Raw genomic sequence first — 22,493 nt, 5'->3', positions numbered from 1 at the left:
GCTCTACATGCGTTTGCATGGAAAATACACGTGCCGGCCGTTTCGCCCCAACCGCCCTGATGCTCGGCAATCTCGTCACTGGCTGCTCGGTATTGGCACCGGCGGGAATGCTGCCGGAATTGGCGACCGGGCTCGACGTCAGCATCCATGCGGCCGGGCTCCTGATCACCTTCGGCGCCATCATCCTGTGCATCGGCTCGCCGCTGACGGCCTGGCTCACCAGCCGGATCGAGCGCCGGACGCTACTCACCACGACGCTGGCGGTGCTCGCTATTGGCAATCTCGCCTCTGCCTTTGCGCCCGACTATGCAAGCCTCCTCGTCATCCGCCTGGTGATGCTCGCGGTCGGCGCGCTCTATACGCCACAGGCCGCCGGCACGGCGGCGTTGATCGTGCCGGCGGCGCGTCGCGGCAGTACGATAGCCTACATTTTTCTCGGCTGGTCGCTCGCAGCCGCCGTCGGCCTGCCGCTGATCACCTTCATCGCCAGCCGCTATGGCTGGCGCGCGGCCTATGGCGGGATCGGCGCCCTCGGTTGCGTCAGCTTGCTGCTGTTGCTGATGCGGCTGCCGGCCGGGTTGAAGGGGACGCCGGTGGACCTGAAGACCTGGAGCGCGGTCAGCCGCAATAGGATGATCCTGATGCTGCTTGCGATCACGATGTTGCAGATGTCCGGGCAGTTCGTGGTGTTCACCTTCATGGGCCCGTTGCTCAAGAAGCTGACCGGCGCAGGGCCCGATGCAATCGGCATGGTGTTCGCTCTCTATGGCGTCTGCGGCTTCCTCGGCGTTGTCATCGCGACGCGCATCGTCGACACCTCGGGACCCTATCGCACCTCGCTGCTGTTCACCTGCTTGCTGCTTGCGGGAATCACGGGCTGGGCACTCGGCGCCGGCACGTTCGTGTTGATGGCGGGGGCAGTCGCGATCTGGGGCCTCGGCTTTGCCTCGACCAACTCGATGCAGCAGGTGCGGCTGGTCTCGGCCGCGCCACAGCTCGCATCGGCGACCGTCGCACTCAACACCTCCGTCCTCTATATCGGCCAGGTGGTCGGCTCTGCCGTCGGCGGACTGCTGTTCGCCCGCGAGCTCCTGCATACGCTCGGCTTCGTCGCGGTCGGGTTCGTCGTGCTGGCGCTGATCCTGGTGATCATGACCCGCAGCCGGCCGGCAACTGCCGCCCCGGCCTGAACGGAAGCGTGTTCGTGTGCGCAAGGTGCTTGGCAAACGGCGCGCCGGGGCGCTAGAAGGCCGGTCATGGGACCAAAGAGAGTTGACTGAGATGAGGATGATTCTGGCGGTTGCCGCGGTGCTCTATTCAGCCTCCGCTTTCGCGCAAGCCGACAAGCCACCAATGGTCGGGGACAAGCCGTTGGTGCAGGTCAAGCCCAAGGGGGCTAAAGCGGGCACTCCGGCGGGCACCAAGGAGGCCGCGGCGAAGCCGGCTGCGGCGTCGAAGGGCAAGCCGCAATCGATCGCGGCGCGGCTCCAGGCCTGCCTCGATCTCGATGACGGCACCAAGGACCGGCTCAATTGCTACGACGCGGTGATCGCACCGGCGCCGAAGCCGAAGCCGGCGAAGGCCAAGGGCTACGCCGATTGCCGTTTCTTCAAGGAAGAGGACGAGCGGCTGGCCTGCTTCAACGGCTTTGCCGAGAGCATTCCGAAGCTGCCAAAAACCTGAGCCAGATCAGGGGTTGGGACAGTTGTAGGCAGGCTTGGCTAAATACCGACTGGCGCAATACCGTGAGCTTACCGGCTCGATGCAGACGGATTGGTGGAGGCCACGCGCGTGAGCGCGAGTGATGGCGTCGCCGACATCTTCACCAGGATGTCCTTGAGCGGGTCGCGCGTCCAGGCTCGGGTCACATACTCGCGGTGGGTGATGCCGTCCCCGGTTTCGACGAACACCACGCTGCCCGGGCGCAACGGGCCGTCCATGTCCTCGGAGACGCTGATGCCCTTCTGCCGCAGCATGCTCATCAGCTCGCGGTCGCGCCGCGCGGTGTGGCGGGTGTAGGAGCTGACGAAGAAGCCGGAGCGGTGGCTCTCGATCCATGAGGCGAACTTGTCCATTTCGCCGTAGACGGCGTCGAGCAGCACGACGCCGCGGACCCGGTCGCTGATACCGCCGACCTCGAGGCTCCAGGCCGTCGGCAGGAAGCCGCCGCTGTAGCCAACGATCACGACCGGCATGTCGGCGAAGGCGCGGGCGCTGTTCGGATCGCCGGTGAGCCGGGCCAGATGGTTCGCGGATTCTTCCAGGAAGCGCTTGAGGCCGCCGGCCTGCCAGAATTTGCCGGCGCTGGAATCGGCGGCGTCAACCGCCATTTGCGGCGCAAGCAGGATGGCGTTGGCGCCGGAATCGGTGACCTGCTGCGGCACCAGCTGCCGATCACGCACGTCGCGCTCGAGCGTTGCGCCATTGCCGTGGAAGAACACCACGATCACGCCTGGCTTTCGCACGTCGAAATGTTCGGGCACGTGCATCAGGACGCGGTTATCGCTGTAGGTCTCGTCCTGCCAGAACACGCGTCCGGAATAGCTGCGGTGGCCGCGGCGGTTGCCCTTGGAGATGTTGAGGAACGGCGCGTCGGAGGCGGGGTTGTTGCCGAAATAGGGGAAGGCTGACGACTTCATGCTGACGAGCGTTGTCAGGTCCTCGCGCGCCGGTCGCTGGTAGGGGGCCTGCGGCGCGAGCGAAGCGACTTTGTAAGGCGCCTGCTCCGGCTGTGGCTGCTGCTGTACGGCGCGCTTCGGTGAGAAGTCGGACATCTGCCGCTGCAGAAAACCTTCGCTCGCGGATGGGAAGCGCTCCCTGAACTGGGGGGCCGGGAAGCGATCCTCGAACGTGTCGCTGCTTGCGACGTGCTGGTTTGTCTTCGCAACGACCTGGACGTTGGCCTGTGAGTTCGCTGCGAGCGCTGCCGGATTGGGCGCCTGGCCGCATTGAACCAGTGTGAGCGACAGCGGCACCAAGCCTGAGATCAGAGCCATCCGAAGCGCACGACCGCGCGCGCCGGACCTGGTCCGGTCGGCGCGAATGTCAGCTCTCAGTTTCGGAACGGCCCCGACCATCCACCCATGACCCCAAGTCATGACCACAAGTCCATCGGCAATCATTAAAGGCAATTGAGCCGATGGGCGTTTAGGCGACGTTAAGTGTCCGGAGAAACTTCCCCACATCCGGAACGCTCAAAGGGACCACGCAATCGTGTCGTGATTGTGGGGAAGGGAAACGGGGTATCCCGGTGTTTACGAAGGTTTATCGCCCAAGATCGTGCAGTAATGGTGTTTAACTACCGATTTTGTGCGCCTCATTTAACCCTTGTTAACCCTGCTTGAATTGACTGGACCAAACTGCACGATGCCTTCCCACGAGGCGTTACGCCTGAGGTTGAGGACCCCAATGACGGCATCAGATGCGGGTGCTGCGCCCTGGACCGGCCGGCTGACCGGAAGCGGGGCGGGGGTCTCCGTTCTGGTCGCAACCGCCATCGTCGTGGCCGATATGATTGGGGTCGGCGTCTTCACCAGCCTCGGCTTCCAGGTCAAGGACATCCCGTCCGGTTTTTCGATCCTCTTGCTGTGGACCGTCGGCGGCATCGTCGCGCTGTGCGGGGTGTTCTCCTACAGCGAGCTCGGCGCGATGTTTCCGCGCTCGAGCGGCGAGTACAATTTCCTCGGCCGCGCCTATCATCCCGCCTTCGGCTTTCTCGCCGGCTGGGTGTCGGCGACGGTCGGCTTTGCAGCACCCGTCGCGCTCGCCGCGATGGCCTTTGGCGAATACGCCAAATCGGTCATCCCCGATCTGCCGCCGATCCCGCTCGCCATCGCCGTGGTGTGGCTGGTCTCGCTAGTGCAATTGACCGGCGTCAGGCACTCCTCGTCGTTCCAGTTGATCTCGACCATCCTGAAGGTCGTGCTGATCGTTGCCTTCCTGGTTGCCGGCTTCATCGTCGGCGTGCCGCAGCCGATCGCCTTCACGCCGCAGGCGGGCGATCTTGCGCATATCGTCAGCGCGCCCTTCGCGATCGGGCTCGTATTCGTGATGTATTCGTTCTCGGGCTGGAATGCCGCAACCTACATCATCGGCGAGATGAACATGCCGCAGCGGGACCTGCCGCGTGCGCTGCTCGCGGGCACGCTGATCGTGCTCGTGCTCTACGTGGCGCTGAATGCGGTGTTTCTCTATTCTACACCGGTCGGCGCGCTTGCCGGTCAGATCGACGTCGCCAGCGTCGCCGGCAGCGCGATCTTCGGCAATCTCGGCGGCCGGATCGTCGGCGCGATGATCTGTTTTGGCCTGATCTCCTCGATCAGCGCGATGATGTGGATCGGTCCGCGCGTGATGATGACGATGGGGGAGGATATTCCGGCGCTGCGCGTGTTCTCGCAGAGGTCGGTGCGCGGCGCGCCTGCCTATGCCATCCTGTTTCAGCTCGCCGTGGCCAATCTGCTGCTGTTCACGCGCAGCTTCGAGGCGGTACTCGATTTCATCCAGTTTGCGTTGCTGTTCTGCTCGTTCTTCACGGTCGCCGGCGTCATCAAGCTGCGCATTACGGATCCCGATTTGCCGCGGCCCTATCGCGCTTGGGGATACCCGTTCACGCCGCTCGTTTTCCTGCTCGTGACCGCGTTCATGATGTACTATTTGTTGACCGAGCGGCCCGTGCAGTCGCTGGCGGGGATGCTGGTCATGCTCTCGGGCCTGTTGATTTATGCTGTTTTCCGCAGGCGGCCGGTCGCCGCTGGCACTTCATCACATCGCGAATAGACATGTTTCGACCCATGAGAATTGCGGCCGTCGCCCTCGTCTTGCTGGCTGCGGCCGTTTCGTCCGCGCGTGCCGCCGACGCAACCTTCGACGACATCGCGCGCTTCCTCGCGGGCATGCAGCCTTCGGCGGATTCGCCGCTGGTGCCACTCACGAAGGATCCGGGCTGGCAGCGCCACGCAAGGTTCCTCGACGGCGCCTTCGCCCAGCTCGAGCAGCGCCAGCTCTCGAAGATCCGCAACTGGGCCGACGTCAATCTGGCGGCGCCCAGGCCGACCATGTTTTATTTGTTCAGTGGCCCCGACTTCCTCTATGCCAACGCCTTTTATTCGAAGGCCAGCACTTACGTGCTCGGCGCGCTGGAGCCGGTCGGTGCGGTGCCTGACCTGACGCGGCTGCCGCGCGGTTCGGTCGGCGCCGCGCTCTACAATGTCGAGCGCTCGCTCGGCTCGATCCTGAGTTTTTCCTTCTTCATCACGAAGCAGATGAAGGTCGACCTGCACGCCAACCAGGTCAACGGCACCTTGCCGATCCTCTATGTCTTCCTCGCCCGCTCCGGCAAGACCATCCGCAACGTCGAGATGGTCGCGCTCGACGACAAGGGCCGGATGCATGTCGGCAACGACAATCCAGGACCGAACGCGACGCGCGGCGCCCGCATCACCTTTGCAGGCCCCGACGGGGAAGCGCGCACCCTGTATTATTTCTCGACCGATCTCTCCAATTCAGGTGCACGCGCAGCCGGCTTCCTGAAATTCTGCGAGACGCTCGGCCCCGGCAACAGCCTGATCAAGAGTGCATCCTATCTCTTGCACTCCGGCAACTTCACCGTCGCGCGCGACTGGTTGCTCGCCAACAGCGCGACCATCGTCCAGGACGATTCCGGCATTCCGCTTTCGAACTACAACGCGCGGCAATGGCGGTTCTTCCCGTTCGGCCGCTATCTCGGACCGATCGGCGAATTCCCCGGCCGCTATCAGGAGCGCTACGCCGCGCTGTTCACGCGCGCCCAGCCGATCGATTTCGGCGTCGGCTACCGCTGGCGGATGCACGAATCGAACTTGCTGCTGGCGGTGAAGGTGCCGGGAAGCGAGACGGCGCCCGGCGCGGAGACGACCTCATCCGCCGAGCCGTCGCCGAAACCGCCGCGTCCGAAGCGGCCACGTCCGCCTGAGCCGATCCCGCCGCCCGGGCGCTTTTTCTGGTCCCGCTGATTACCAGTGCACGCTCTGGCTTGGCACGATGAACGCCGTCGTGCTTGGCGGCGTGGCGAAACTCGTCGCCAGATACCAGCCAGAGCCGGCCACGAGCACCAGCAGGGCTATGATCGCGAGCATATCGAGTGTTCTGGGGTCGTGGCTTCTCGAACCACCCCGGGAATCCGGTCCAGGCCTGAAGTCAAAATGAGGGCTGATTTTCCAGCGCATTGTTGTTTCCTCCCGCGGGAGCATCACATCAACGCGAGGGAAGAGTTTCGGTTCCACTCAAGGTAGCGACGCGTAACGCGCCGCATCATGCCTGGGACGCGTTGACGCCGCGCCAGCGCGCGTAACGCCAGGGCAAGTACCAGCGTGCGCCTTGTGGCGCGGTGAGGGGCACGTTGTCGATGCCGGACGTGCCGAAGGGGTTGCAACGGAGCAGGCGCGCCAGCGTCATCCAGCCGCCGGCCCACAGCCCGAACCGTTCGATCGCCTCGTCACCATAGGCGGAGCAGGTCGGTAAGTGCCGGCAATTGTAACCAACCAGCGGCGAGAGCGTGTGGCGGTAGAGCCAGATCAGCGCGCGGCCGAATCTGCGCGGAAGCCGGAGCGCGCCTGCGACGGGATTAGAACAGTGCTCGCAGACTGAATGCTTCATGGGCGCTTTGCTGCGATCCTGGGCGAGATATTGCCTGGTTCCGGTGCAGGGAACTGTAAGCTGTTGTTTGTACGCCATATTTTGCGTGTTTTTTGGGAGCAGTGCAGCAAGTACCTATGGACGATCTGTATTCCCCCGGATACCATTTTTGTGACGCCCATGTGAGACTCATGGAACGTCAGAACGGGGCTTGCCTGAATCGCTTTGGCTTGGGGCTTGGGGAAGGGACCAGTTTGAAATTTCTGAAGGCGCTCAATCTTCGCGGCTGGTTGCTGGTGGGAACCGCCGCTTGTGGAGTCGTGCTGGCTGGCGCCGTCGCGACATTCGGGTCATCGGCCCGAGCCGGTGCTGCCCTCGAAGAGCGCAAACTGCCGATGAAGTTCGGCTGGGTCGCCTGCGAGCCGAATTGCCGGGGCTGGGTCAGCGCGATCGGCGTCATCACCGCTGACACGCCCAGAGAGTTCGAAGAGTTCTCCCGCGGGCGCCAGCTCGGCGGCGCCACCGTGGTGCTCGATTCCAGCGGCGGTTCCGTCAACGACGCGATCACGCTCGGCAGACGCTTCCGCAATCTCGGACTTTTGACCACGGTCGGCATCAGCATTCAGAACCGCAGCGGGCAGTCGGCCCGTCCGGCGGTCGCGCCTGAGGCCTATTGCGAATCCATGTGCGTGTTCCTGCTGCTGGCAGGCAAAAAGCGCTACGTGCCGGAAGCGGCCCATGTCCGCGTCCACCAGATCTGGATGGGTGATCGCGCCGACGACGCCAAGGCGGCGAGCTACAGCGCGCAGGACCTGATGATCGTGGAGCGCGACATCGGCCGGCTCGCCAAATACACGTTCGACATGGGCGGTACCGGCGATCTGCTGTCGCTCGCGCTCAGCGTCCCGCCGTGGGAAGATTTGCACGAGCTCGATGCGGGCGAGCTCAAGCTCACCAATCTCGTGACGACTGATCTCGTGGCCGACGTGCTGCCGCATGTTGACATCTCGGCGCCGGCAATGGCGGAGCTTGCACCGAAGACCCAGGCGAGGTTCGGTGTGGAACCGGAGCAGTCTGCCAAGTCGACCAAGACGGCGGAAGCCTTGGTGCCGACGGGCGGCGTGGCCACGCCCGGCACGGCGTCGCCGAAGTAGCCTTAATCTCTGATTCTTCCGGGCCCGGCGATGGGCGCGGAATCAGCTCCGGAATTAGCCTTGCGCCGCAACCGGCTGCTTCGCCTTCGCTTCGACCTGACCGATGGCATCGACCACGGCATCGAAGGTCAGGAGCGTCGAGGCGTGGCGCGCCTTGTAGTCGCGGACCGGCTCGAGGAACTTGATCTCTTCCCATTTGCCTTGAGGAGGCGCGCCGTTCTCCTTCAGCATCTTGCGAACAGTTTCGCGTAACTCACGGAGTTCGCTCGCAGTCGATCCGACGATTTGACTTGCCATGATGGACGAAGAGGCTTGTCCCAGCGCGCAGGCCTTCACGTCATGGGCGAAGTCGGTGACCGTGTCGCCATCCATCTTGAGGTCGATCTTGACGGTCGAGCCGCACAGCTTGGAGTGGGCGGTCGCGGTGGCATCGGGATCCGACAACCGTCCGAGCCGCGGAATATTCCCGGCCAGTTCGATGATCCGCTTGTTATAAATGTCGTTCAGCATGTGATGGAGTCCAGCACTTCCTCGCCGATCGGCCTTGGCGGGCGGCGTCCATGGTCCTATATAGTGGTGGAACTGGCGGAAAAACAGCCCAGCGGTGCGCCGGCGGTCTTTCAGATCTGCGCTGCCAGCGTACTGACCCAAGAGCCTTTTTCGTCAAAACGTTCTCTACAGGCGTTCGGCGGTTCGCCGCCCCCGTCTGCCGGTGACACTCCGGCCGCAAGGCCGTCGAACGGAGTAGACATGGACGCCACAATCAAATCCATCCGTCCCAACAAGCCCTCCGACCGGCAGCCCGAGAGCCGTCCGGCGGAGCTTGATCCTTCCGAATTCCTCGCCGCCGCCGTCCGCGCGGACCAGCCGCGCCCGGCGCGCGCCGAGGCGGAAGCGGCGGTGAAGACGCTGCTCGCCTATATCGGCGAGAACACCAACCGCGAGGGCCTGCTCGACACGCCGCGCCGCGTGGTCGAGGCTTTCGACGAACTCTATCAGGGCTACCACCAGTGCCCCGCCGAGGTGCTCGACCGTACTTTCGGCGAGACCGCCGGCTATGATGATTTCGTCCTTGTGCGCGACATCGAGTTCACCTCGCAATGCGAGCATCACATGATGCCGTTCTACGGCAAGGCGCACATCGCCTACACGCCGGTGGAACGCGTGGTCGGCCTGTCGAAGCTTGCGCGCCTCACCGACATCTTCGCCCGCCGGCTGCAGACCCAGGAGCACATGACCGCGCAGATCGCGGCGGCGATCGACGAGAGCCTCAAGCCGCGCGGCGTTGCCGTGCTGATCGAGGCTGAGCATACCTGCATGTCGGTGCGCGGCGTCGCCAAGCATGGCGCCTCCACCTTCACCAGCCGCTTCACCGGCATGTTCCGCGACAATCCGGCGGAGCAGGCCCGTTTTCTGTCCCTGGTGCGAGGCCTGCAGCGCTGACCTCGCGAACAGACCGGCGAGGGCGTTGTGTCCGCTCACTCCCATGAGACCGAGGAAGGTCTCGCCTTCCTTCCCAGGTTCGATGCGGCCGGCCTCGTGACGGTCGTCGCGACCGACGTTGCCACGGGCGACGTGCTGATGGTCGCGCACATGAATGACGAGGCGTTGCGCAAGACCATCGCGACCGGCGAGGCCTGGTACTTCAGCCGCTCGCGCAATGCCTTATGGCGAAAAGGTGAGGCGTCGGGTCAGACCCAACGTGTGGTCGAGATCCGCACCGATTGCGACCAGGATGCGGTGTGGATCCGTGTCGAGCAGATCGGCGCGGCGTGTCACACCGGCCGCCGGTCCTGCTTCTATCGCAAGGTCGAGGCCGAAGACGGCGGCGCCAGGCTCATCTTCGTCGATGCGGAGCGGCTGTTCGATCCGGATGCGGTGTACAAGAAATAACTCGCCATCATTCCGGGCTCGCGCGACGCACGCCCCGGAATGACGGCATCCCTCCGATTAACCCCGCATTAACCATACCTGTCCCACGGTAAGACGACAGTGCGCCGAATTGCCGGCGCCGCTCAACGCCGCGCGGGGCGGGCACTTCATCATGTCGGTTGACAATTCCAGTGCCTCGCAGACGGCGGTTCTCGATCCGTCGCGGGCACGCGTCGCCGGCGCGATCAAGCAGGCCTCGAACGTCGCGGGCGTTAGCTTCCAATACATGCTGACGACCGCCAAGATGGAATCGGATTTCGATCCGAAGGCCGGTGCCACCACATCGTCGGCGCACGGGCTCTACCAGTTCATCGACCAGACCTGGCTCGGCACGGTGAAGGAGGCGGGCACCCAGCTCGGCTATGGCAGCTATGCCGACGCCATCAGCAAGAGCTCGTCGGGCACCTACACCGTCGATGATCCGGTGATGAAGCGGTCGATCATGAAGCTGCGCGACGATCCGGAAGCCGCATCCAGCATGGCGGCGGCGCTGACGCAGTCGAACAGCTTCAAGCTCACCGGCCTGCTCGGCCGCAGGCCGAGCGACAGCGAACTCTATATGGCGCATTTCATGGGCGTCGGCGGCGCCGCCAAGCTGATCGCCAATGCCGAGGACAATCCGCAAGCGGTCGGTGCGCGGTTGTTTCCCAACGCGGCGTCCGCCAATCGCTCGATCTTCTACGCCAAGGACGGCCGCGCCCGCAGCGTCTCCGAGGTCTATTCGGTACTGGACGCGCGCTATGCGAGCGCTGCAAACTCGAAGGTGACCCGGAGCGCGATGGCGATGTATGGTGGCACGCCGTCGACCACGCAGGTCGCGAGCGCCAACGGCGTACAGCCTGCCGTGCCGCTGATCGACAATGCCGCGTATCTCCAGACCTTTCCGAACGCACGCGCGGTGACGCCAGTCAGCGCGACGGCGCCAACCACGGTCGCGGACAATGCACCGAGCACGCCGGTGTTTCGCTCGATCTATCAGCCTGGCGATGCCACCCAGCCGGTCTCGACGACCGTGCAGAAACTGTGGGGCAACAACGCCTGGCTGACCTCCGTCGCATCGGCAACGCCCGACGTGCGGCCGCCGCAGCCGCTCGATCTCTTCAGTGATCGCAGCGGCACGTTCTCAAGCTGATACGCGCTCTCGTGTCCCGGACGCGTCGCAGTGTGAAACGCTGCTGCGCAGAGCTCGGCGTGTGACCGCGCGGCCTTTGTTCCCTTAACAAAACGTCAATAAAACCAGCCAGTTATGGTGAACGCTTTGTTAAGCGTCGTGGTTTATTTTGTGTTGCAGGTGACAAGCCGTCACCGCTTCGTCTTCGTTGCGTAAGCCGGAAGCACCATGATTGTTCGGCAGTTCATCAATTGGATCAGGACGGCGCCTGCCGGCGAGCGGGCCGAGGCAACGCGGGCGCTGGCCCGGGCCTGGCTGATCTCCGACCTTTCCCATGACGACCGGATTGCCGCTGAAGGCGCGCTTCTGATGCTGCTCGACGATCCCTCGCCGCTGGTGCGGCAGGCGATGGCCGAGGCTTTTGCGCGCAGCACTGAGGCGCCGGCCGCGATCATGCGGGCGCTGTCGGCGGACCAGCCGACCGTCGCGTTGCCCGTGCTCGAACATTCTCCGCTGCTGATCGACGCCGATCTCGTCGATATCGTCGCCACCGGCAACGACGAGGTGCAGTGCGCGGTCGCCCGCCGCATCGCGCTGCCGGTATCGGTCTGCGCCGCCATTGCCGAAGTCGGCTGCGCGGCGGCAGCGCTCGAGCTGATCGAAAATCCTCATGCCGAGCTTGCGCCGTTCTCCTGGGATCGCATCGTCGAGCGTCACGGCCATCTCGCCGCGATCCGCGAGGCGATGCTGGTGCTGGAGGATCTGCCGTCCGCAACGCGTGCCGCGCTGGTTGCGAAACTCTCCGAGACGCTGGCGCAATTCGTCGTGGCCAGGAACTGGCTGAATGCCGACCGCGCCGAGCGCATCGCGACCGAGGCGCGTGACCGCTCCACCATGAACATCGCGGCGCGCTCGCGCGGCGAAGACATGCAAGGTCTTGTTCGGCACCTGCGCATCACCGGCCAGCTCACCGCGGGTCTTGTTCTGCGCGCGCTGCTATCCAGCAATCTCGACCTGTTCGATGCGGCGCTGGCTGAACTCGCCGACCTGCCGCTGGCACGCGTGTCCGCGCTGCTGCACGATCGCGGCGGCAATAGCCTGCACGCGCTGCTCCGCCGTGCCGGGCTTCCCGAGGCGACGTTTGCGGCCTTCCAGGTCGCGCTCGATGCCTGCCACGAGCAAGGCTTCGTCGACAGCGACGACAATGCGGCGCGGCTGCGCCGCCGCATGGTCGAGCGTGTACTCACTCATTGCGAGACCGACCGCGGCGCGACCGAGCCGTTGATGGTCCTGCTGCGCCGCTTCGCCACCGAATCCGCGCGCGAAGAGGCAAGGCTGTTCTGCGACGAGCTCATCGCGGACGAGGCGGTTGGTCCGGTCTATGACGATCTGATTGCGGCCTGAATCGTAGCTTGTGTCGCGCCGGCGAAGGCCGGGGCCCATCCGGCGAGGTCTCGCAATCGGAGCGAGATAGCCGTTGCCTTTTGCAACAATTTCCGCCGGTGGTTATGGGTTCCGGCCTTCGCCGGAACGACGCCTATGCTTACCCCGCCGGCGCGATGCTCGGCGCCAGGATCACCTCGAGATGGTCGGGGCGGTCGCTGTTGACGCGGGCGAGATAATCGTCGGCCACCTTGCGCAGGCGCCGGCTGAGCTCGGCGGAGACGCTGATGCTGTCGAGCCTGGTGTTCTCGTGCACGATGGCGAGGATGGCGTTGATGTGGTGCGTGAACAGTTCGGCCGGCACCTTTTCCAGATCGGGCGCGTGCTCGATGACGCGGCATAGGCTTTCAGCTACTCCCGCCGCCGCCGGATAGCCGAAGGTCGCCGCATCGCCCTTGATGTCGTGCGCGGCGCGGAACAGCTCGTCGCGCCTGTCCTTGGTGAAGCCGTCGTGCCGAATGGCGACATAGGCGGCCGACAGCCGGTTGATCTCGGTCGCCATCCAGTCCTTGAACTCGCCAGCGAGGCCCGCGAGCGCCTGTTCGGCGCGGCCAATCGGATCATCTATGTCCTTCTCTTCGACACGACGCAGGACCGACCGCAGCGGATTGGGCTGCGTGATGATTTGGTGCGTGGCGAAGGCCGTGATCTCGATGTCTCTTGCGCTGTTCTTCGCCATGATATCGGCCTCGATCGTGAGAGACGTTGCGCTAGATGGAGGAGCGGGCCTTGTCGAGCAGAGAGGGCTGCTGCAGCACCTCGTGCTTCTCGCCGACGCGGCGCTCGGGGCCCATATACGCGGAGTTGGTGTTGCGGCGCCGGTCCGGGCCGAAATAGGTCTTGGTCTTGATGAACGGGCGGGGACTGGCAACCACGTTGAGGATGCGCTGATAGAGCGCCTTGGCCGAGATCGGCTTGGCCAGAAATTCGGTGACGCCGGCATCGCGCGCGACCGTGACGCGGCGCTTCTCTGAATGGCCGGTCAGCATGATGATCGGCGCGTAAGGATTGCCCTTGGATTCCGGCTGCCGGATCATCTGCGCCAGCTCGAGCCCGTCGAAGATCGGCATCGCCCAGTCGGTGATGACGATGTCGGGCACGTAATGGCTGTACATTTCCAGCGCCGTGGCGCCGTCCTCGGCCTCGTAGACTTCACGCGCGCCAAAGGAATGCAGCAGCGTCCGCAGGATGCGGCGCATGTGCGGATTGTCGTCGCAGACGAGGAAACGCAGCTTGTTGAAATCAATGCGGAACATGGAGCCCGGGCCGAAGCGATCAACTTTCGTTAACCATATCTCGCCGGGAGTTAATGAAGGGTTGCGATCGGCCGTCCGGCGAGGCGGCTTAGGAGCCGAACTGCTCGCGCAGGATGCGCTCTTCCAGGCTGTGACCGGGGTCGAACAGCATGCACATCGAGATGGTCCTGTCGGACAGCACCTCGACGCGGCGGACGTCGCGCACCTCGTCGTGGTCGGCGACCGCCGCCACGGGGCGCTTGTCGCCCTCCAGCACCTCGATCACGACATAAGCCGTGTTCGGCAGCAGCGCGCCGCGCCAGCGTCGCGGGCGGAAGGCGCTGATCGGCGTCAGCGCCAGGAGCGCGGCGTTGATCGGCAGGATGGGTCCCTGGGCGGACAGATTGTAGGCGGTCGAGCCGGCCGGCGTTGCCACCATGATTCCGTCGGCGATCAGCTCGGACATGCGCTCGCGTTCGTCGATCAGGATCCGCAGGCGCGCGGCCTGGTAGGTCTGCCGGAACAGGGCGACCTCGTTGATGGCATGATGCAGGTGGACCCGGTCGTTGGCGTCGGTCGCGCGCATCAGGAGCGGGTTGATCTCGGATTCCTGCGCCGCCTCGAGACGGGCCCGAAGATCGACCGTCGAGTACTCGTTCATCAGGAAGCCGACGGTCCCGCGGTGCATGCCGTAGATCGGCTTGCCCGTATGCATGTGCTGATGCAGCGTCTGGAGCATGAGCCCGTCGCCGCCAAGTGCGACCACGATGTCGGCGTCCTTCGGGTCGCAATTGCCATAGTCCCCTGTGAGCTGGCCGAAGGCGGCTTGCGCCTCGTTGCTCGGGCTGGCGACGAAGGCGATCCGGTCGTATCGCGCTGGCTTGGTCATGGCTTCCGGGGCAGGGCCGCTGGCTGGAGAAAGTTCCGCCGGGCTCGTCTAACGATCTGGACCTCGATTGTCGAGGATGACCGCCCTTCACCGGAGACCGGCAACTGTCCATCCTGATTTGAGGACGAAACCGGGTCGATTTGTGCCCAACCGGGCTCTTCAGGCACCGCTGGACCCATGATCCCCCAAACCGTCGCAATTCCGCGCTACTCTTGCGATCCGCACCGGTTCTCGCAGCCGGGCAGGGAGAACGATCATGACTACGACTATGCCGGCGCTGCGCCGCGCGACCCTGGTGCTGGCGGTGTCAGCATTCGCATTCGCCGGATTTGCGCGCGCGGACGATCCGCCGCAGCCGCGCGCCGAGGCGGCGGCCCCAGCCGGACAGAAGGGCGGACGCGGCGGCGCACAAAGCGCGTCGCAGAATTCATCGTCATCCGCCGAGCCGCACCGGCTTCCGTCGGATTCGACCACGAAGCAGACGCTCGATCTTCCCGGCCGCACCCTCAATTTCGCTGCGACCGCCGGTTCGATCCGCGTGTTCGACGGCAAGGGCGAGCCGCTGGCCGACATCGCCTATACATCCTATGAGCTCGACGGCGCCGACCGTGCGACGCGCCCCGTGACCTTTCTGTTCAACGGCGGGCCCGGTGCGTCGTCGGCATGGCTCCAGTTCGGCGCGGCCGGGCCATGGCGACTGCCGCTCGATGGCGAAGCGCTGTCGCCGTCCGCCTCGCCCGAGGTGAAGCCGAACGCGGAGACCTGGCTCGATTTCACCGATCTCGTCTTCATCGATCCCGTCAGCACCGGCTACAGCCGCTTTGTCGCGAGCAGCGAGGATGCGCGCAAATCGTTCTACTCCGTCGACGGCGACGTCAATTCGATCGCATTGGTGATCCGCCGCTGGCTCGAGAAGCACGACCGGCTGACCTCGCCGAAATACGTCGCCGGCGAAAGCTATGGCGGCATTCGCGGACCGAAGGTCGTGCGCCAGTTGCAGCTCCAGCACGGCGTCGGCGTCAGGGGATTGATCCTGGTGTCGCCGCTCCTGGACTTCCGCGAGTTCACCGGCACCAGTCTCCTGCAATATGTCGCGACGCTGCCAAGCTATGTCGCGGTGGCGCGCGAGGCCAAGGGAGCGGTCAAGGGGGCCATCAAGCACGCTGATCTTGCCGACGTCGAAGCTTACGCGCGCGGCGAATTTCTGGCTGACCTCGTCAAGGGCGAGGCGGACAAGGAGGCGACCAATCGTCTTGCCGACGAGGTCGCCGAGCTCACCGGCATTGACCAGGCGGTGAGCCGCCGGCTTGCCGGCCGCTTCGACGTTGGCGAATTCCGCCGCGAGTTCGACCGCAGGAACGGCAAGGTGACCGGGCGCTACGATGCCTCGGTGCGCGGCTTCGATCCCTATCCGGATTCGAGCAGCTCGCGGTTCGGTGATCCCTCCGGCGATGCGCTGCAGGCGCCGCTGACGAGTGCCGCGGTCGATGTCCTCTCGCGCAAGCTCAAGTGGCGGCCGGACGGCTCCTACGAGGTCCTGAACGGCGCCGTCGAAGGCCACTGGGATTTCGGCCGCGGCATCAATCCGCCGCAGTCGGTATCCGAACTGCGCCAGATCCTCGCCACGGATGCGAAGCTGAACGTGCTGGTCGCGCACGGCCTGTTCGATCTCGCCACGCCCTATTTCGGATCGAAGCGGGTGCTCGACCAATTGCCGGCCTTCGCAACACAGCGGGTCAAGTTCGTCGCCTATCCCGGCGGCCACATGTTCTATTCGCGCGACGGCTCGCGCCAGGCGTTGCGGAGCGAGGTGGAGACTCTCATTCGGGAGTAGGCCGTCGCTTGCGCGGCTTGTATCTCCGCGCGATCTCGCGCGCTACGACGGCCGCAGGCTTGATGTTGGCGCCCGCAAGCCAGACGTCGCTGATCCTCCCGCGTCTGTCGCGGACGCGGCGCACCGGCTCGCCGTGGCTGGAATAACCGACGGCCCAGGCGAGCTTGCCGGTGTCGCGGCCGGTGACCTCGATCTCGGCGGCGTCCATGAACGGGTTGTTGAACTGGGGATTGGCGACCAGCACGCGGTTGCCCGCGGGCACCAGATCGGTCGCGCCCCAGATCGTCCACCAGCGCCCCGTCCAGTCGCGCACGCGGCGGTCGGGTGCGCCTCGAGTCTGAAAGACGCGCAAGATCTGCATCGCGCCGTCCATCCAGAAAGGCGCCGCGCCGTCGATGGAGTTGCTGAGCATGCTGATCGCGAGCTCGCAAGCGGGGATGGAGCAGGTCCGGGAGATGTACCCTTGAAAGCCGCCGCCATGGCCGAACCAGTCCCAGCCGTCGGTCTTGCCGGCGTTGACGCCGAGGCCGTAATAGCCTTCGAAGCTTTGCGGGACGCGCCAATGGTTTCGCGTCATCTCGCGGCGGCTCGCGACCGATAGCACGCTCTTTTTTGCATTGGGCGCGAGCTGCGCGAAGAAGCGGGCCGTATCGGCGGCGGTCGCGACGAAGCCGGCGGCGGATGCCATGGCGTGCGCGGGATTGTCGCCGGGGATCACGCATCGCTCCCCGTACGGCAGCTTGCGGGTGTGACCGCGCGCGAACGACGCGCCCTTGGGAAGCGGCGCGTCCGGCTCGGTCTCACGCAGGCCCGCGGGTTCGATGATCTCGCGCTTGATCCAGACCGGGTAGGGCTCCTTCGTCACGGCCTCGATCACGAGACCGATCAGGCCAAAGCCGTGATTGGAATATTTGAAGCGCGTGCCCGGCTCGATCGCGGTCGGCAGCTTCAATTCCGCGAGCAGCTCGCTCGCGTCGAGATAGGGACGGCTGTCGATGAACTGGCCGGAATCGGCGCCGTCGCGCGTCAGTCCTGCGCTGTGCGAGAGCACTTGCGCAATCGTCGTTTCGGCGACGTGCGGATGCAGGCCGGCGACATGTTGGCCTACGGGATCGTCGAGCCGGAGCTTGTGCTGCTCGCGCAGCTTCATGATGCCGGCCGAGGTGAAGCTCTTGGAGTGCGAAGCGATGCGGAAGCGGTGGCGCGGGGTGAGCTTCTCGCCGGTGTCGAGATTGGCAACGCCGAACGCGTGTTCGGCGACAATTTCGCCGCGATGGGCGATCGCTAGGATGACGCCGGGCTGTTGAAACGTCGTCTGCTGGAATTCGATCCAGGAGCCGATGTAGTCGATCGCGGATCGCAGCCATTTATCCATTGCGCACCAATTGGCGAGGGGGGTGGATTGGTGGGCAAGCTAGCCGAGAACGCAGAATGGGCACAACCCTGAGGTTGTGCCCGTTCGCCTCGTTAGAAGATGCAATGTCTTTAATAGACGAGGGTTGCGCCGGTCGGCTTGTCGAGCGCGGTGGCAAGCGAGCGATACTCGGAGCTGTCGATGCCGGCGAGCGAGGCGATCTTGTTCAGGTGATACTGTGCCTGCTCGCGGTTGCCCTGCTCGAGCTGCCAGAGGCCGTAATACTGCCAGGTGCGGACGTGGTTCGGATCGTCCTTTAGGGCAAGCTCGTAATAGACCTTCGACGATCGGTAGTCGCCGAGCTTGCGATAGGAGTAGCCGATCAAATTGGCGACGTCGGCGACGTCGTCGCGCTTGAGCGACTTCAGCTGGCCGATCGCGCCCGTGTAGTCGTGATTGTCGTAGACCGTCGTGTAGGCGGTGCGATAGGCGGCAAGGAATTTCGGATCGCTGACGGAGGAGCTCTTCTTCTTGCCCTTCTTGGTCGAGGTGTCCGACGCCGGCGGCGAGGAGGGGGTGTCGCCACCTGCGGCATAGGCGCTGGTCAGAGCCGGCCCGGCCGCCAATGTCATGGCGACAAGCCCCGGCACAAGAAGCGTTGAGAGTTTTCGCATCCAAGTTCTCCCGTATGGAATGTGGCGATCCTACACGATTGCCCAGAGACCGGAACACCCGGCGGGCAAAAACATTCCCGGCCGGCCCGGTCTATTCGCCCTGCCGCAGATGACAAACTTGTCATGGAGATGAACGGAAGCCTGCGATGGGCTTCAGATTGGGTTCAGTGCGCCGCGCCTAGGCTCTCACCTACGATCTAGGGTTTGGCGAGAGGGTGCCGCCTCAAGATCCTTCCAAGAGGAGACCAACCATGTTGAAGACCATTTCCGCAGCCTTGCTCGCAGCTTCCGTGATCGCAGCCCCGGCTTTCGCCGCCGAGGTCGGCAAGACCACCACGACCACGCCGGTGATCAAGGCGGACCAGAGCCAGACCAAGGTGTCGACCACCGCCGCCAAACCCGAGGCCGGCGTCAAGGCCGATGCGAAGGCCTCTGACGTCAAGGCTTCCAATGCCAAGGCCGCCGACGTCAAGTCTACCGATATCAAGGCGGGCGCCAAGCTGGACACCAAGTCGAAGGCGATGAACGCCAACGCCGCGGTCACGCCGGACGAGCACAAGACCGTGCGCACGCATCGCCACCACCACAAGCACCTGGCAGCGAAGAAGTCGCTGAAGGCGCAGCCGGAGGTGACCAAGCCGGCCACGATGGACAAGCGCAGCTAACGCCTAACCCGCGCGGCGGCTTCCAGCATTGCCCCGCCGCCGCGTAAGGAATTCAGGCCCGGCCCGCCGTCACGCCTTGCGCGAAAGCGCGAGGTGCTGGCGGCGGGCCGGTACGACTATGCTGAAGCCCGCAAGCAACTTCCGAAAGTCTGAACTTGCGAAAGTTTGACTGCGCAAGTTTTGACTGCCAATTTTGGCGGCCGCAAACAAGACCTCGAAAACAACCTCATGCACGGTAGCCGGTGCTAGATAAATCAATGGATTGACGGAGGCGGCTCTGCGGATTTTGCGAAGCCGTTTGACTCGTCGGGCAAAACACCGGTAGACATGCGTCATTGCAACCTTGGAGCTGAACGTCTCCGAGACTGATCGAGCGGAGAGCGTAAGCTGTGCGGCGACTGGCGAAACGCGCGGTGAGCTTGGCGTTGACCCTGGCTTCGATCCTGACATTGCCGCTGGCGCTCACGGGATGTTTCGGCAGCGACGGTGATCGCCCGTCTCTGATGGAAGGGACCCAAGCCGGAGGTCCGCAGCCGTTCCCGGACAATTTCCGCGGCGACACGCTGGCCCTGATGCGCGCCTATCTGAACAATCCGGTCGGCGTGCGCGAGGCCAGCATGGCCGAGCCGGTGCAGCGCGAGGTTGGCGGCCGGCAATTCTATGTCAGCTGCCTGCACTTCACCCCACGCGAGACCGACGGCAGCTACAAGACCATGCGTGAGCGCGCCGTCATCTTCGTCAACGGCCGGGCCGATCGTGTCATCGACAAAGCCAGCGAGCTGTGCGCGGGCGCGGTTTACGTACCCTTTCCGGAACTGGAAAAGATGGCGCGGTAGCGCAAAGTCCGCCTTCATCGGCTGGTGATAGGACAAAGGCCGCCGGAGCTGGCAGATCAACTTTCGGCGAGCTTTGAACGGGGTGGTTTCGCCTTGCGACAGATTGCTACGGCAGTCTTGCGCAGGCGACGAAAAGCAGTCGGCACAAGCCCATTTGACGGAACAAAATCGCCTTGTTGCCGCTCCGTCACAGTAACGAACGATCAACGTTCCGGCATCGCCGCGAAGCAACCCAATTCACGCCACGTTGTTTCCTGAGTGTTGTAAATGAAAGAACGGGGATGATCATGAAGACGATTTTGCTGGGCGCAGTCGCCCTGCTTGCGCTGGCCGCGCCGGCTGCAGCAGCCGACATGCAGGCGCGCACCTACACCAAGGCTCCCGCCGCTACGCCGCCGCAGGTGATCTACAACTGGACCGGTTTCTACATCGGCGGCCATGTCGGCGGCGCCTTCGCCGGCGACAGCAGCTTCCAGTCGAGCGACGCCCGCTTCCTGGGCGGCGTGCAGGGCGGCTTCGACTACCAGTTCGCGCCCAACTGGGTCGTGGGTGTCGAGGCCCAGTATTCCTGGCTGCCGACCAACAACAACGGTGCCACGTTCCCGCTGGGCACGCAGGTGACCTCCAACACCGACCAGCTCGGCTCGGTGACCGGCCGCATCGGCTACACCTGGGGACCGGCCCTGCTCTACGCCAAGGGCGGTTATGCCTGGCGCAATGGCGGCCTCGGCGTGAACATCGCCGGCGTGCCACAGGCCTTCACCGCGACCGGCAATAGCAAGGACGGCTATACCGTCGGCGCCGGCCTCGAATACATGTTCGCGCCGAGTTGGTCGGCCAAGGCCGAGTACCAGTACTACAACTTTGGCAGCACGACCTTCACCTCCGGCCCGGCCGACATCGTCGGCGTCCGCGGACGGGAAGACGAGCATACCGTCAAGGTCGGCGTGAATTACCGCTTCGGCTGGGGCGGTCCGTCGGCCTCACGCTACTGAGCCGCCGGCAGCAAACCTGGATCTGACAAAGGCCGGCTCTTCCCGGCCTTTCGTTTGCCAGCTGTTTGCATTGCGTGAACCATCTGGCGCGTCATTTGCTAGCAAACGTTTCGGCGGGCGCCTTCTCACGCGCGTCATGGGGCTCGAGTAAAGCAAAAATAATTCTTCCCGCTTACGGAACTCGCGCTCCGGAAAGCGTTATATGAGAATTACGGGCAGGTGGGACGACGGACATGCGTATCTTGGTGTCGGCAGTGGCGCTCTCGTGCTTGGTCGGTTTGCCGTGCTCTGCCCAAACAATCCTCAAATCCGAGCCTCTGATGCTGGCACCCTATGAGGTCGCCTTCGTCAAGGACGTCTCTTGCCCCTCCGGCAAGGTGCTGAAGGTCACCGGCGCGATCCGTGGGCTGCATCGCCGGAGGGCCTGCGTGGCTCTGGCTGGCGAGCAGGCCTCGCTGGCGACCGCGACGCCCTGAGATTTCGCCCGAGATTTTCGGCCCGAGATTTTCGCCTCAGAGTTTCTTGGCTCCGACTTCCCGGCTTCCGGCCGGACCTCACGAATTCAGCTCGAGCTCCATCCTGGCCTGGCTGTCGGCCTCGGCCTTGTTCCTGGCGGGGTCCTCGCCCTGTGCGGCGCGGCACGGCTTGATCTCGTAATCGTTGTCGAGCACCCGGCGTGGCCCGGGGCGATCGTCGTCGGCACTGACATCCACCACGAGGCCACTCCGCTGCGCGAGCTTCCAGACATCGGAATCGCTCGGGTAGGCTTTGCTGATCTGGGCGTCGTTGCAAAACAGCGCGTACGGCATTCTTCCCGCTCCCGGAAAGCGCGTTAACGACTTTGCGGGAAGAGGGTTCCGATCAGCCGGTCGATCACGCGGCCGTGATCGAGGCCGCCGGGCCGTGAGTCCTTAACGAGTCCTGAATCCCGAAAAAAAGAATCCCCGGGACTCGGTTGGCGGAATCAGCGGATGTTTTCGGTCATGACGACCGACCTGAAAACCTCTTGCGGGCACATGCTGCTGCCCCTGACGCTGGCCCTGTTCGGCGCCTGCGCGGCCAATCTCTGGCTGGTGTGGTCCTGGCTTTAGGCCCGCGACGGCAGGCCGGGCTTTACTTTTCAGCCGGGGGACGGGGGGAGGCGTCGCGGATGCCGGCGCGCAGTTTGGTCAGGGTGGCCGCGCAATATTCCTCGCGTTCGCGCTCGAACCGCTCCTGATGCTTGCGGAAATTGGCGATGCGGGCGTGCATCTCGGTGCGGACGTCGTGGCTCGCCACCCGGGGCGGCGGGAGAGGGAGGGGCTGAGGCGGCGGAGCTGCCTGGAATGGCTCGGCCTCGACGACGGTGTTGACGGTGACGATCTGCACCGGTCCGGCCGCTGCCGCCATCGGGATCTCCGGTGGATGCAGATCATCCTTTTTGCCGGTTACCGATTGGACGAAGGCCATTGTCTGCGCGATCAGCGCGTCGCGTTCCGCGATCCACTTCATGGTGCACCCCTGTTGCACCTATTCCAGCAAAGCTGGCCGGCCGAATCAAGAAGGGTGTTCGGGTGGGGATTGCATATTTTTCCCGGCCGCCCGACAGTGGGGAATGGATGCCAAAGCAGACCATTCGGCCGAGGCGGAGGGCTTGAGACTCGTCCGCGCGTTCCTGTCGCTCCCGCCGGACAAACGGGCGGAGGTGATCGCGTTCGTGGAAGAGTTGGTGCGCGAGCAGGGACGGCCCGAAGAGGGCAATGAAGTCTCGCCGAGGTGA

26 protein-coding genes are annotated in these 22,493 nt (G+C 64.4%); 15 read left to right on the top strand and 11 right to left on the bottom strand.

Annotated elements, in window-relative coordinates; genetic code table 11:
• Positions 1-17: 17 nt before the first annotated feature.
• Positions 18-1,190: an MFS transporter gene (locus tag IVA88_RS12940; protein WP_247497636.1), complete on the top strand. Its 1,173-nt coding sequence runs from the start codon at positions 18-20 to the stop codon at positions 1,188-1,190.
• Positions 1,191-1,281: 91 nt separating this feature from the next.
• Entirely contained in the window at positions 1,282-1,683 is a 402-nt protein-coding gene (locus IVA88_RS12935) for a hypothetical protein (protein WP_247497635.1), read from the top strand.
• Positions 1,684-1,751: 68 nt separating this feature from the next.
• Here the strand turns inward: IVA88_RS12935 and IVA88_RS12930 are convergent, their stop codons facing one another.
• Positions 1,752-3,077: an alpha/beta hydrolase gene (locus IVA88_RS12930; RefSeq protein WP_247498010.1), complete on the bottom strand. Its 1,326-nt coding sequence runs from the start codon at positions 3,075-3,077 to the stop codon at positions 1,752-1,754.
• 331 nt (positions 3,078-3,408) lie between these two features.
• Here IVA88_RS12930 and IVA88_RS12925 point away from each other — a divergent pair, with 331 nt between their 5' ends.
• Positions 3,409-4,776: an amino acid permease gene (locus IVA88_RS12925; protein ID WP_247497634.1), complete on the top strand. Its 1,368-nt coding sequence runs from the start codon at positions 3,409-3,411 to the stop codon at positions 4,774-4,776.
• A 2-nt stretch (positions 4,777-4,778) separates the two neighbouring features.
• On the top strand, positions 4,779-5,990 hold the full coding sequence (locus tag IVA88_RS12920) for a hypothetical protein (protein ID WP_247497633.1): 1,212 nt from the start codon (positions 4,779-4,781) through the stop codon (positions 5,988-5,990).
• On the opposite strand, the gene IVA88_RS12915 is transcribed toward IVA88_RS12920, so the two are convergent.
• Together IVA88_RS12915 and yidD are read right to left on the bottom strand one after the other, a co-directional pair.
• Positions 5,991-6,203, bottom strand: coding sequence for a hypothetical protein (locus IVA88_RS12915; RefSeq protein WP_247497632.1), 213 nt, complete (start codon positions 6,201-6,203; stop codon positions 5,991-5,993).
• Positions 6,204-6,288: 85 nt separating this feature from the next.
• Positions 6,289-6,633 (bottom strand): membrane protein insertion efficiency factor YidD, encoded by a 345-nt coding sequence (gene yidD, locus IVA88_RS12910; RefSeq protein WP_247497631.1) that lies wholly within the window; start codon positions 6,631-6,633, stop codon positions 6,289-6,291.
• 233 nt (positions 6,634-6,866) lie between these two features.
• Between yidD and IVA88_RS12905 the strand changes: the two genes are divergently transcribed.
• Positions 6,867-7,766: a hypothetical protein gene (locus IVA88_RS12905; protein ID WP_247498009.1), complete on the top strand. Its 900-nt coding sequence runs from the start codon at positions 6,867-6,869 to the stop codon at positions 7,764-7,766.
• 54 nt (positions 7,767-7,820) lie between these two features.
• Here the strand turns inward: IVA88_RS12905 and IVA88_RS12900 are convergent, their stop codons facing one another.
• Positions 7,821-8,276: an iron-sulfur cluster assembly scaffold protein gene (locus IVA88_RS12900; RefSeq protein ID WP_247497630.1), complete on the bottom strand. Its 456-nt coding sequence runs from the start codon at positions 8,274-8,276 to the stop codon at positions 7,821-7,823.
• Positions 8,277-8,516: 240 nt separating this feature from the next.
• On the opposite strand from IVA88_RS12900, the gene folE reads away from it, so the two are divergent.
• From folE to IVA88_RS12880, 4 genes are all read left to right on the top strand, one after another.
• The gene (gene folE / locus IVA88_RS12895; RefSeq protein ID WP_247497629.1) at positions 8,517-9,209 is read left to right on the top strand and encodes a GTP cyclohydrolase I FolE; all 693 of its coding nucleotides are present in this window, start codon (positions 8,517-8,519) and stop codon (positions 9,207-9,209) included.
• Positions 9,210-9,236: 27 nt separating this feature from the next.
• Positions 9,237-9,659 carry a phosphoribosyl-AMP cyclohydrolase gene (hisI, locus tag IVA88_RS12890; RefSeq protein WP_247497628.1) on the top strand — a complete coding sequence of 141 codons (423 nt, stop codon included), beginning with the start codon at positions 9,237-9,239 and terminating at the stop codon, positions 9,657-9,659.
• A 109-nt stretch (positions 9,660-9,768) separates the two neighbouring features.
• Positions 9,769-10,830: a lytic transglycosylase domain-containing protein gene (locus IVA88_RS12885; protein ID WP_247497627.1), complete on the top strand. Its 1,062-nt coding sequence runs from the start codon at positions 9,769-9,771 to the stop codon at positions 10,828-10,830.
• Positions 10,831-11,037: 207 nt separating this feature from the next.
• Positions 11,038-12,213 carry a DUF2336 domain-containing protein gene (locus tag IVA88_RS12880; RefSeq protein WP_247497626.1) on the top strand — a complete coding sequence of 392 codons (1,176 nt, stop codon included), beginning with the start codon at positions 11,038-11,040 and terminating at the stop codon, positions 12,211-12,213.
• A 139-nt stretch (positions 12,214-12,352) separates the two neighbouring features.
• On the opposite strand, the gene IVA88_RS12875 is transcribed toward IVA88_RS12880, so the two are convergent.
• The 3 genes from IVA88_RS12875 to IVA88_RS12865 form a co-directional block, all read right to left on the bottom strand.
• The gene (locus tag IVA88_RS12875) at positions 12,353-12,931 is read right to left on the bottom strand and encodes an Hpt domain-containing protein (RefSeq protein WP_247497625.1); all 579 of its coding nucleotides are present in this window, start codon (positions 12,929-12,931) and stop codon (positions 12,353-12,355) included.
• A 31-nt stretch (positions 12,932-12,962) separates the two neighbouring features.
• Positions 12,963-13,508, bottom strand: coding sequence for a response regulator (locus IVA88_RS12870; protein ID WP_247497624.1), 546 nt, complete (start codon positions 13,506-13,508; stop codon positions 12,963-12,965).
• Between the two features lie 88 nt (positions 13,509-13,596).
• Positions 13,597-14,376 carry an NAD kinase gene (locus IVA88_RS12865; RefSeq protein ID WP_247497623.1) on the bottom strand — a complete coding sequence of 260 codons (780 nt, stop codon included), beginning with the start codon at positions 14,374-14,376 and terminating at the stop codon, positions 13,597-13,599.
• 256 nt (positions 14,377-14,632) lie between these two features.
• Between IVA88_RS12865 and IVA88_RS12860 the strand changes: the two genes are divergently transcribed.
• On the top strand, positions 14,633-16,210 hold the full coding sequence (locus IVA88_RS12860; RefSeq protein WP_247497622.1) for a peptidase S10: 1,578 nt from the start codon (positions 14,633-14,635) through the stop codon (positions 16,208-16,210).
• Here IVA88_RS12860 and IVA88_RS12855 read toward each other — a convergent pair.
• Positions 16,197-17,585 carry a serine hydrolase domain-containing protein gene (locus IVA88_RS12855; protein ID WP_247497621.1) on the bottom strand — a complete coding sequence of 463 codons (1,389 nt, stop codon included), beginning with the start codon at positions 17,583-17,585 and terminating at the stop codon, positions 16,197-16,199. The two genes, IVA88_RS12860 and IVA88_RS12855, sit on opposite strands and share 14 nt — an antisense overlap.
• A gap of 110 nt (positions 17,586-17,695) precedes the next feature.
• A complete protein-coding gene (locus IVA88_RS12850; RefSeq protein ID WP_247497620.1) occupies positions 17,696-18,238 on the bottom strand; it encodes a tetratricopeptide repeat protein in 543 nt (180 codons plus the stop codon).
• A 251-nt stretch (positions 18,239-18,489) separates the two neighbouring features.
• Between IVA88_RS12850 and IVA88_RS12845 the strand changes: the two genes are divergently transcribed.
• The 4 genes from IVA88_RS12845 to IVA88_RS32575 all read left to right on the top strand — a co-directional run bounded on the left by IVA88_RS12845 (position 18,490) and on the right by IVA88_RS32575 (position 21,210).
• A complete protein-coding gene (locus IVA88_RS12845) occupies positions 18,490-18,903 on the top strand; it encodes a hypothetical protein (RefSeq protein WP_247497619.1) in 414 nt (137 codons plus the stop codon).
• A 440-nt stretch (positions 18,904-19,343) separates the two neighbouring features.
• On the top strand, positions 19,344-19,739 hold the full coding sequence (locus IVA88_RS12840) for a hypothetical protein (protein WP_247498008.1): 396 nt from the start codon (positions 19,344-19,346) through the stop codon (positions 19,737-19,739).
• A gap of 287 nt (positions 19,740-20,026) precedes the next feature.
• On the top strand, positions 20,027-20,734 hold the full coding sequence (locus tag IVA88_RS12835; protein ID WP_247497618.1) for an outer membrane protein: 708 nt from the start codon (positions 20,027-20,029) through the stop codon (positions 20,732-20,734).
• A gap of 233 nt (positions 20,735-20,967) precedes the next feature.
• Positions 20,968-21,210, top strand: coding sequence for a hypothetical protein (locus IVA88_RS32575; protein ID WP_346657589.1), 243 nt, complete (start codon positions 20,968-20,970; stop codon positions 21,208-21,210).
• 78 nt (positions 21,211-21,288) lie between these two features.
• Here the strand turns inward: IVA88_RS32575 and IVA88_RS12825 are convergent, their stop codons facing one another.
• Both IVA88_RS12825 and IVA88_RS12820 read right to left on the bottom strand, forming a co-directional pair.
• On the bottom strand, positions 21,289-21,543 hold the full coding sequence (locus tag IVA88_RS12825; RefSeq protein WP_247497616.1) for a hypothetical protein: 255 nt from the start codon (positions 21,541-21,543) through the stop codon (positions 21,289-21,291).
• 304 nt (positions 21,544-21,847) lie between these two features.
• Positions 21,848-22,225, bottom strand: a complete 378-nt coding sequence (locus IVA88_RS12820; protein ID WP_247497615.1) for a hypothetical protein — start codon at positions 22,223-22,225, stop codon at positions 21,848-21,850.
• Between the two features lie 103 nt (positions 22,226-22,328).
• On the opposite strand from IVA88_RS12820, the gene IVA88_RS12815 reads away from it, so the two are divergent.
• Positions 22,329-22,493, top strand: a complete 165-nt coding sequence (locus IVA88_RS12815) for a hypothetical protein (RefSeq protein WP_247497614.1) — start codon at positions 22,329-22,331, stop codon at positions 22,491-22,493.

It is taken from the genome of Bradyrhizobium sp. 149 (assembly GCF_023073915.1).
In the GTDB taxonomy this organism is placed as follows: domain Bacteria; phylum Pseudomonadota; class Alphaproteobacteria; order Rhizobiales; family Xanthobacteraceae; genus Bradyrhizobium.
Note: the sequence above shows the minus strand (reverse complement) of the source record. Positions and strands in the feature narration are given on the sequence as shown.

What these genes read in the sequence shown, in the direction of transcription:
- IVA88_RS12815 (WP_247497614.1), top strand. Translation starts at nt 22,329, where the DNA reads ATGGATGCCAAAGCAGACCATTCGGCCGAGGCGGAGGGCTTGAGACTC.
- IVA88_RS12855 (WP_247497621.1), bottom strand. Translation starts at nt 17,585, where the DNA reads ATGGATAAATGGCTGCGATCCGCGATCGACTACATCGGCTCCTGGATC.
- yidD (WP_247497631.1), bottom strand. Translation starts at nt 6,633, where the DNA reads ATGAAGCATTCAGTCTGCGAGCACTGTTCTAATCCCGTCGCAGGCGCG.
- IVA88_RS12870 (WP_247497624.1), bottom strand. Translation starts at nt 13,508, where the DNA reads ATGTTCCGCATTGATTTCAACAAGCTGCGTTTCCTCGTCTGCGACGAC.
- IVA88_RS12850 (WP_247497620.1), bottom strand. Translation starts at nt 18,238, where the DNA reads ATGCGAAAACTCTCAACGCTTCTTGTGCCGGGGCTTGTCGCCATGACA.
- IVA88_RS12845 (WP_247497619.1), top strand. Translation starts at nt 18,490, where the DNA reads ATGTTGAAGACCATTTCCGCAGCCTTGCTCGCAGCTTCCGTGATCGCA.
- IVA88_RS12875 (WP_247497625.1), bottom strand. Translation starts at nt 12,931, where the DNA reads ATGGCGAAGAACAGCGCAAGAGACATCGAGATCACGGCCTTCGCCACG.
- IVA88_RS32575 (WP_346657589.1), top strand. Translation starts at nt 20,968, where the DNA reads ATGCGTATCTTGGTGTCGGCAGTGGCGCTCTCGTGCTTGGTCGGTTTG.
- IVA88_RS12925 (WP_247497634.1), top strand. Translation starts at nt 3,409, where the DNA reads ATGACGGCATCAGATGCGGGTGCTGCGCCCTGGACCGGCCGGCTGACC.
- IVA88_RS12940 (WP_247497636.1), top strand. Translation starts at nt 18, where the DNA reads ATGGAAAATACACGTGCCGGCCGTTTCGCCCCAACCGCCCTGATGCTC.
- IVA88_RS12930 (WP_247498010.1), bottom strand. Translation starts at nt 3,077, where the DNA reads ATGGTCGGGGCCGTTCCGAAACTGAGAGCTGACATTCGCGCCGACCGG.
- IVA88_RS12835 (WP_247497618.1), top strand. Translation starts at nt 20,027, where the DNA reads ATGAAGACGATTTTGCTGGGCGCAGTCGCCCTGCTTGCGCTGGCCGCG.
- IVA88_RS12920 (WP_247497633.1), top strand. Translation starts at nt 4,779, where the DNA reads ATGTTTCGACCCATGAGAATTGCGGCCGTCGCCCTCGTCTTGCTGGCT.
- IVA88_RS12820 (WP_247497615.1), bottom strand. Translation starts at nt 22,225, where the DNA reads ATGAAGTGGATCGCGGAACGCGACGCGCTGATCGCGCAGACAATGGCC.
- IVA88_RS12935 (WP_247497635.1), top strand. Translation starts at nt 1,282, where the DNA reads ATGAGGATGATTCTGGCGGTTGCCGCGGTGCTCTATTCAGCCTCCGCT.
- IVA88_RS12880 (WP_247497626.1), top strand. Translation starts at nt 11,038, where the DNA reads ATGATTGTTCGGCAGTTCATCAATTGGATCAGGACGGCGCCTGCCGGC.
- folE (WP_247497629.1), top strand. Translation starts at nt 8,517, where the DNA reads ATGGACGCCACAATCAAATCCATCCGTCCCAACAAGCCCTCCGACCGG.
- IVA88_RS12900 (WP_247497630.1), bottom strand. Translation starts at nt 8,276, where the DNA reads ATGCTGAACGACATTTATAACAAGCGGATCATCGAACTGGCCGGGAAT.
- IVA88_RS12825 (WP_247497616.1), bottom strand. Translation starts at nt 21,543, where the DNA reads ATGCCGTACGCGCTGTTTTGCAACGACGCCCAGATCAGCAAAGCCTAC.
- IVA88_RS12865 (WP_247497623.1), bottom strand. Translation starts at nt 14,376, where the DNA reads ATGACCAAGCCAGCGCGATACGACCGGATCGCCTTCGTCGCCAGCCCG.
- IVA88_RS12915 (WP_247497632.1), bottom strand. Translation starts at nt 6,203, where the DNA reads ATGCGCTGGAAAATCAGCCCTCATTTTGACTTCAGGCCTGGACCGGAT.
- IVA88_RS12860 (WP_247497622.1), top strand. Translation starts at nt 14,633, where the DNA reads ATGACTACGACTATGCCGGCGCTGCGCCGCGCGACCCTGGTGCTGGCG.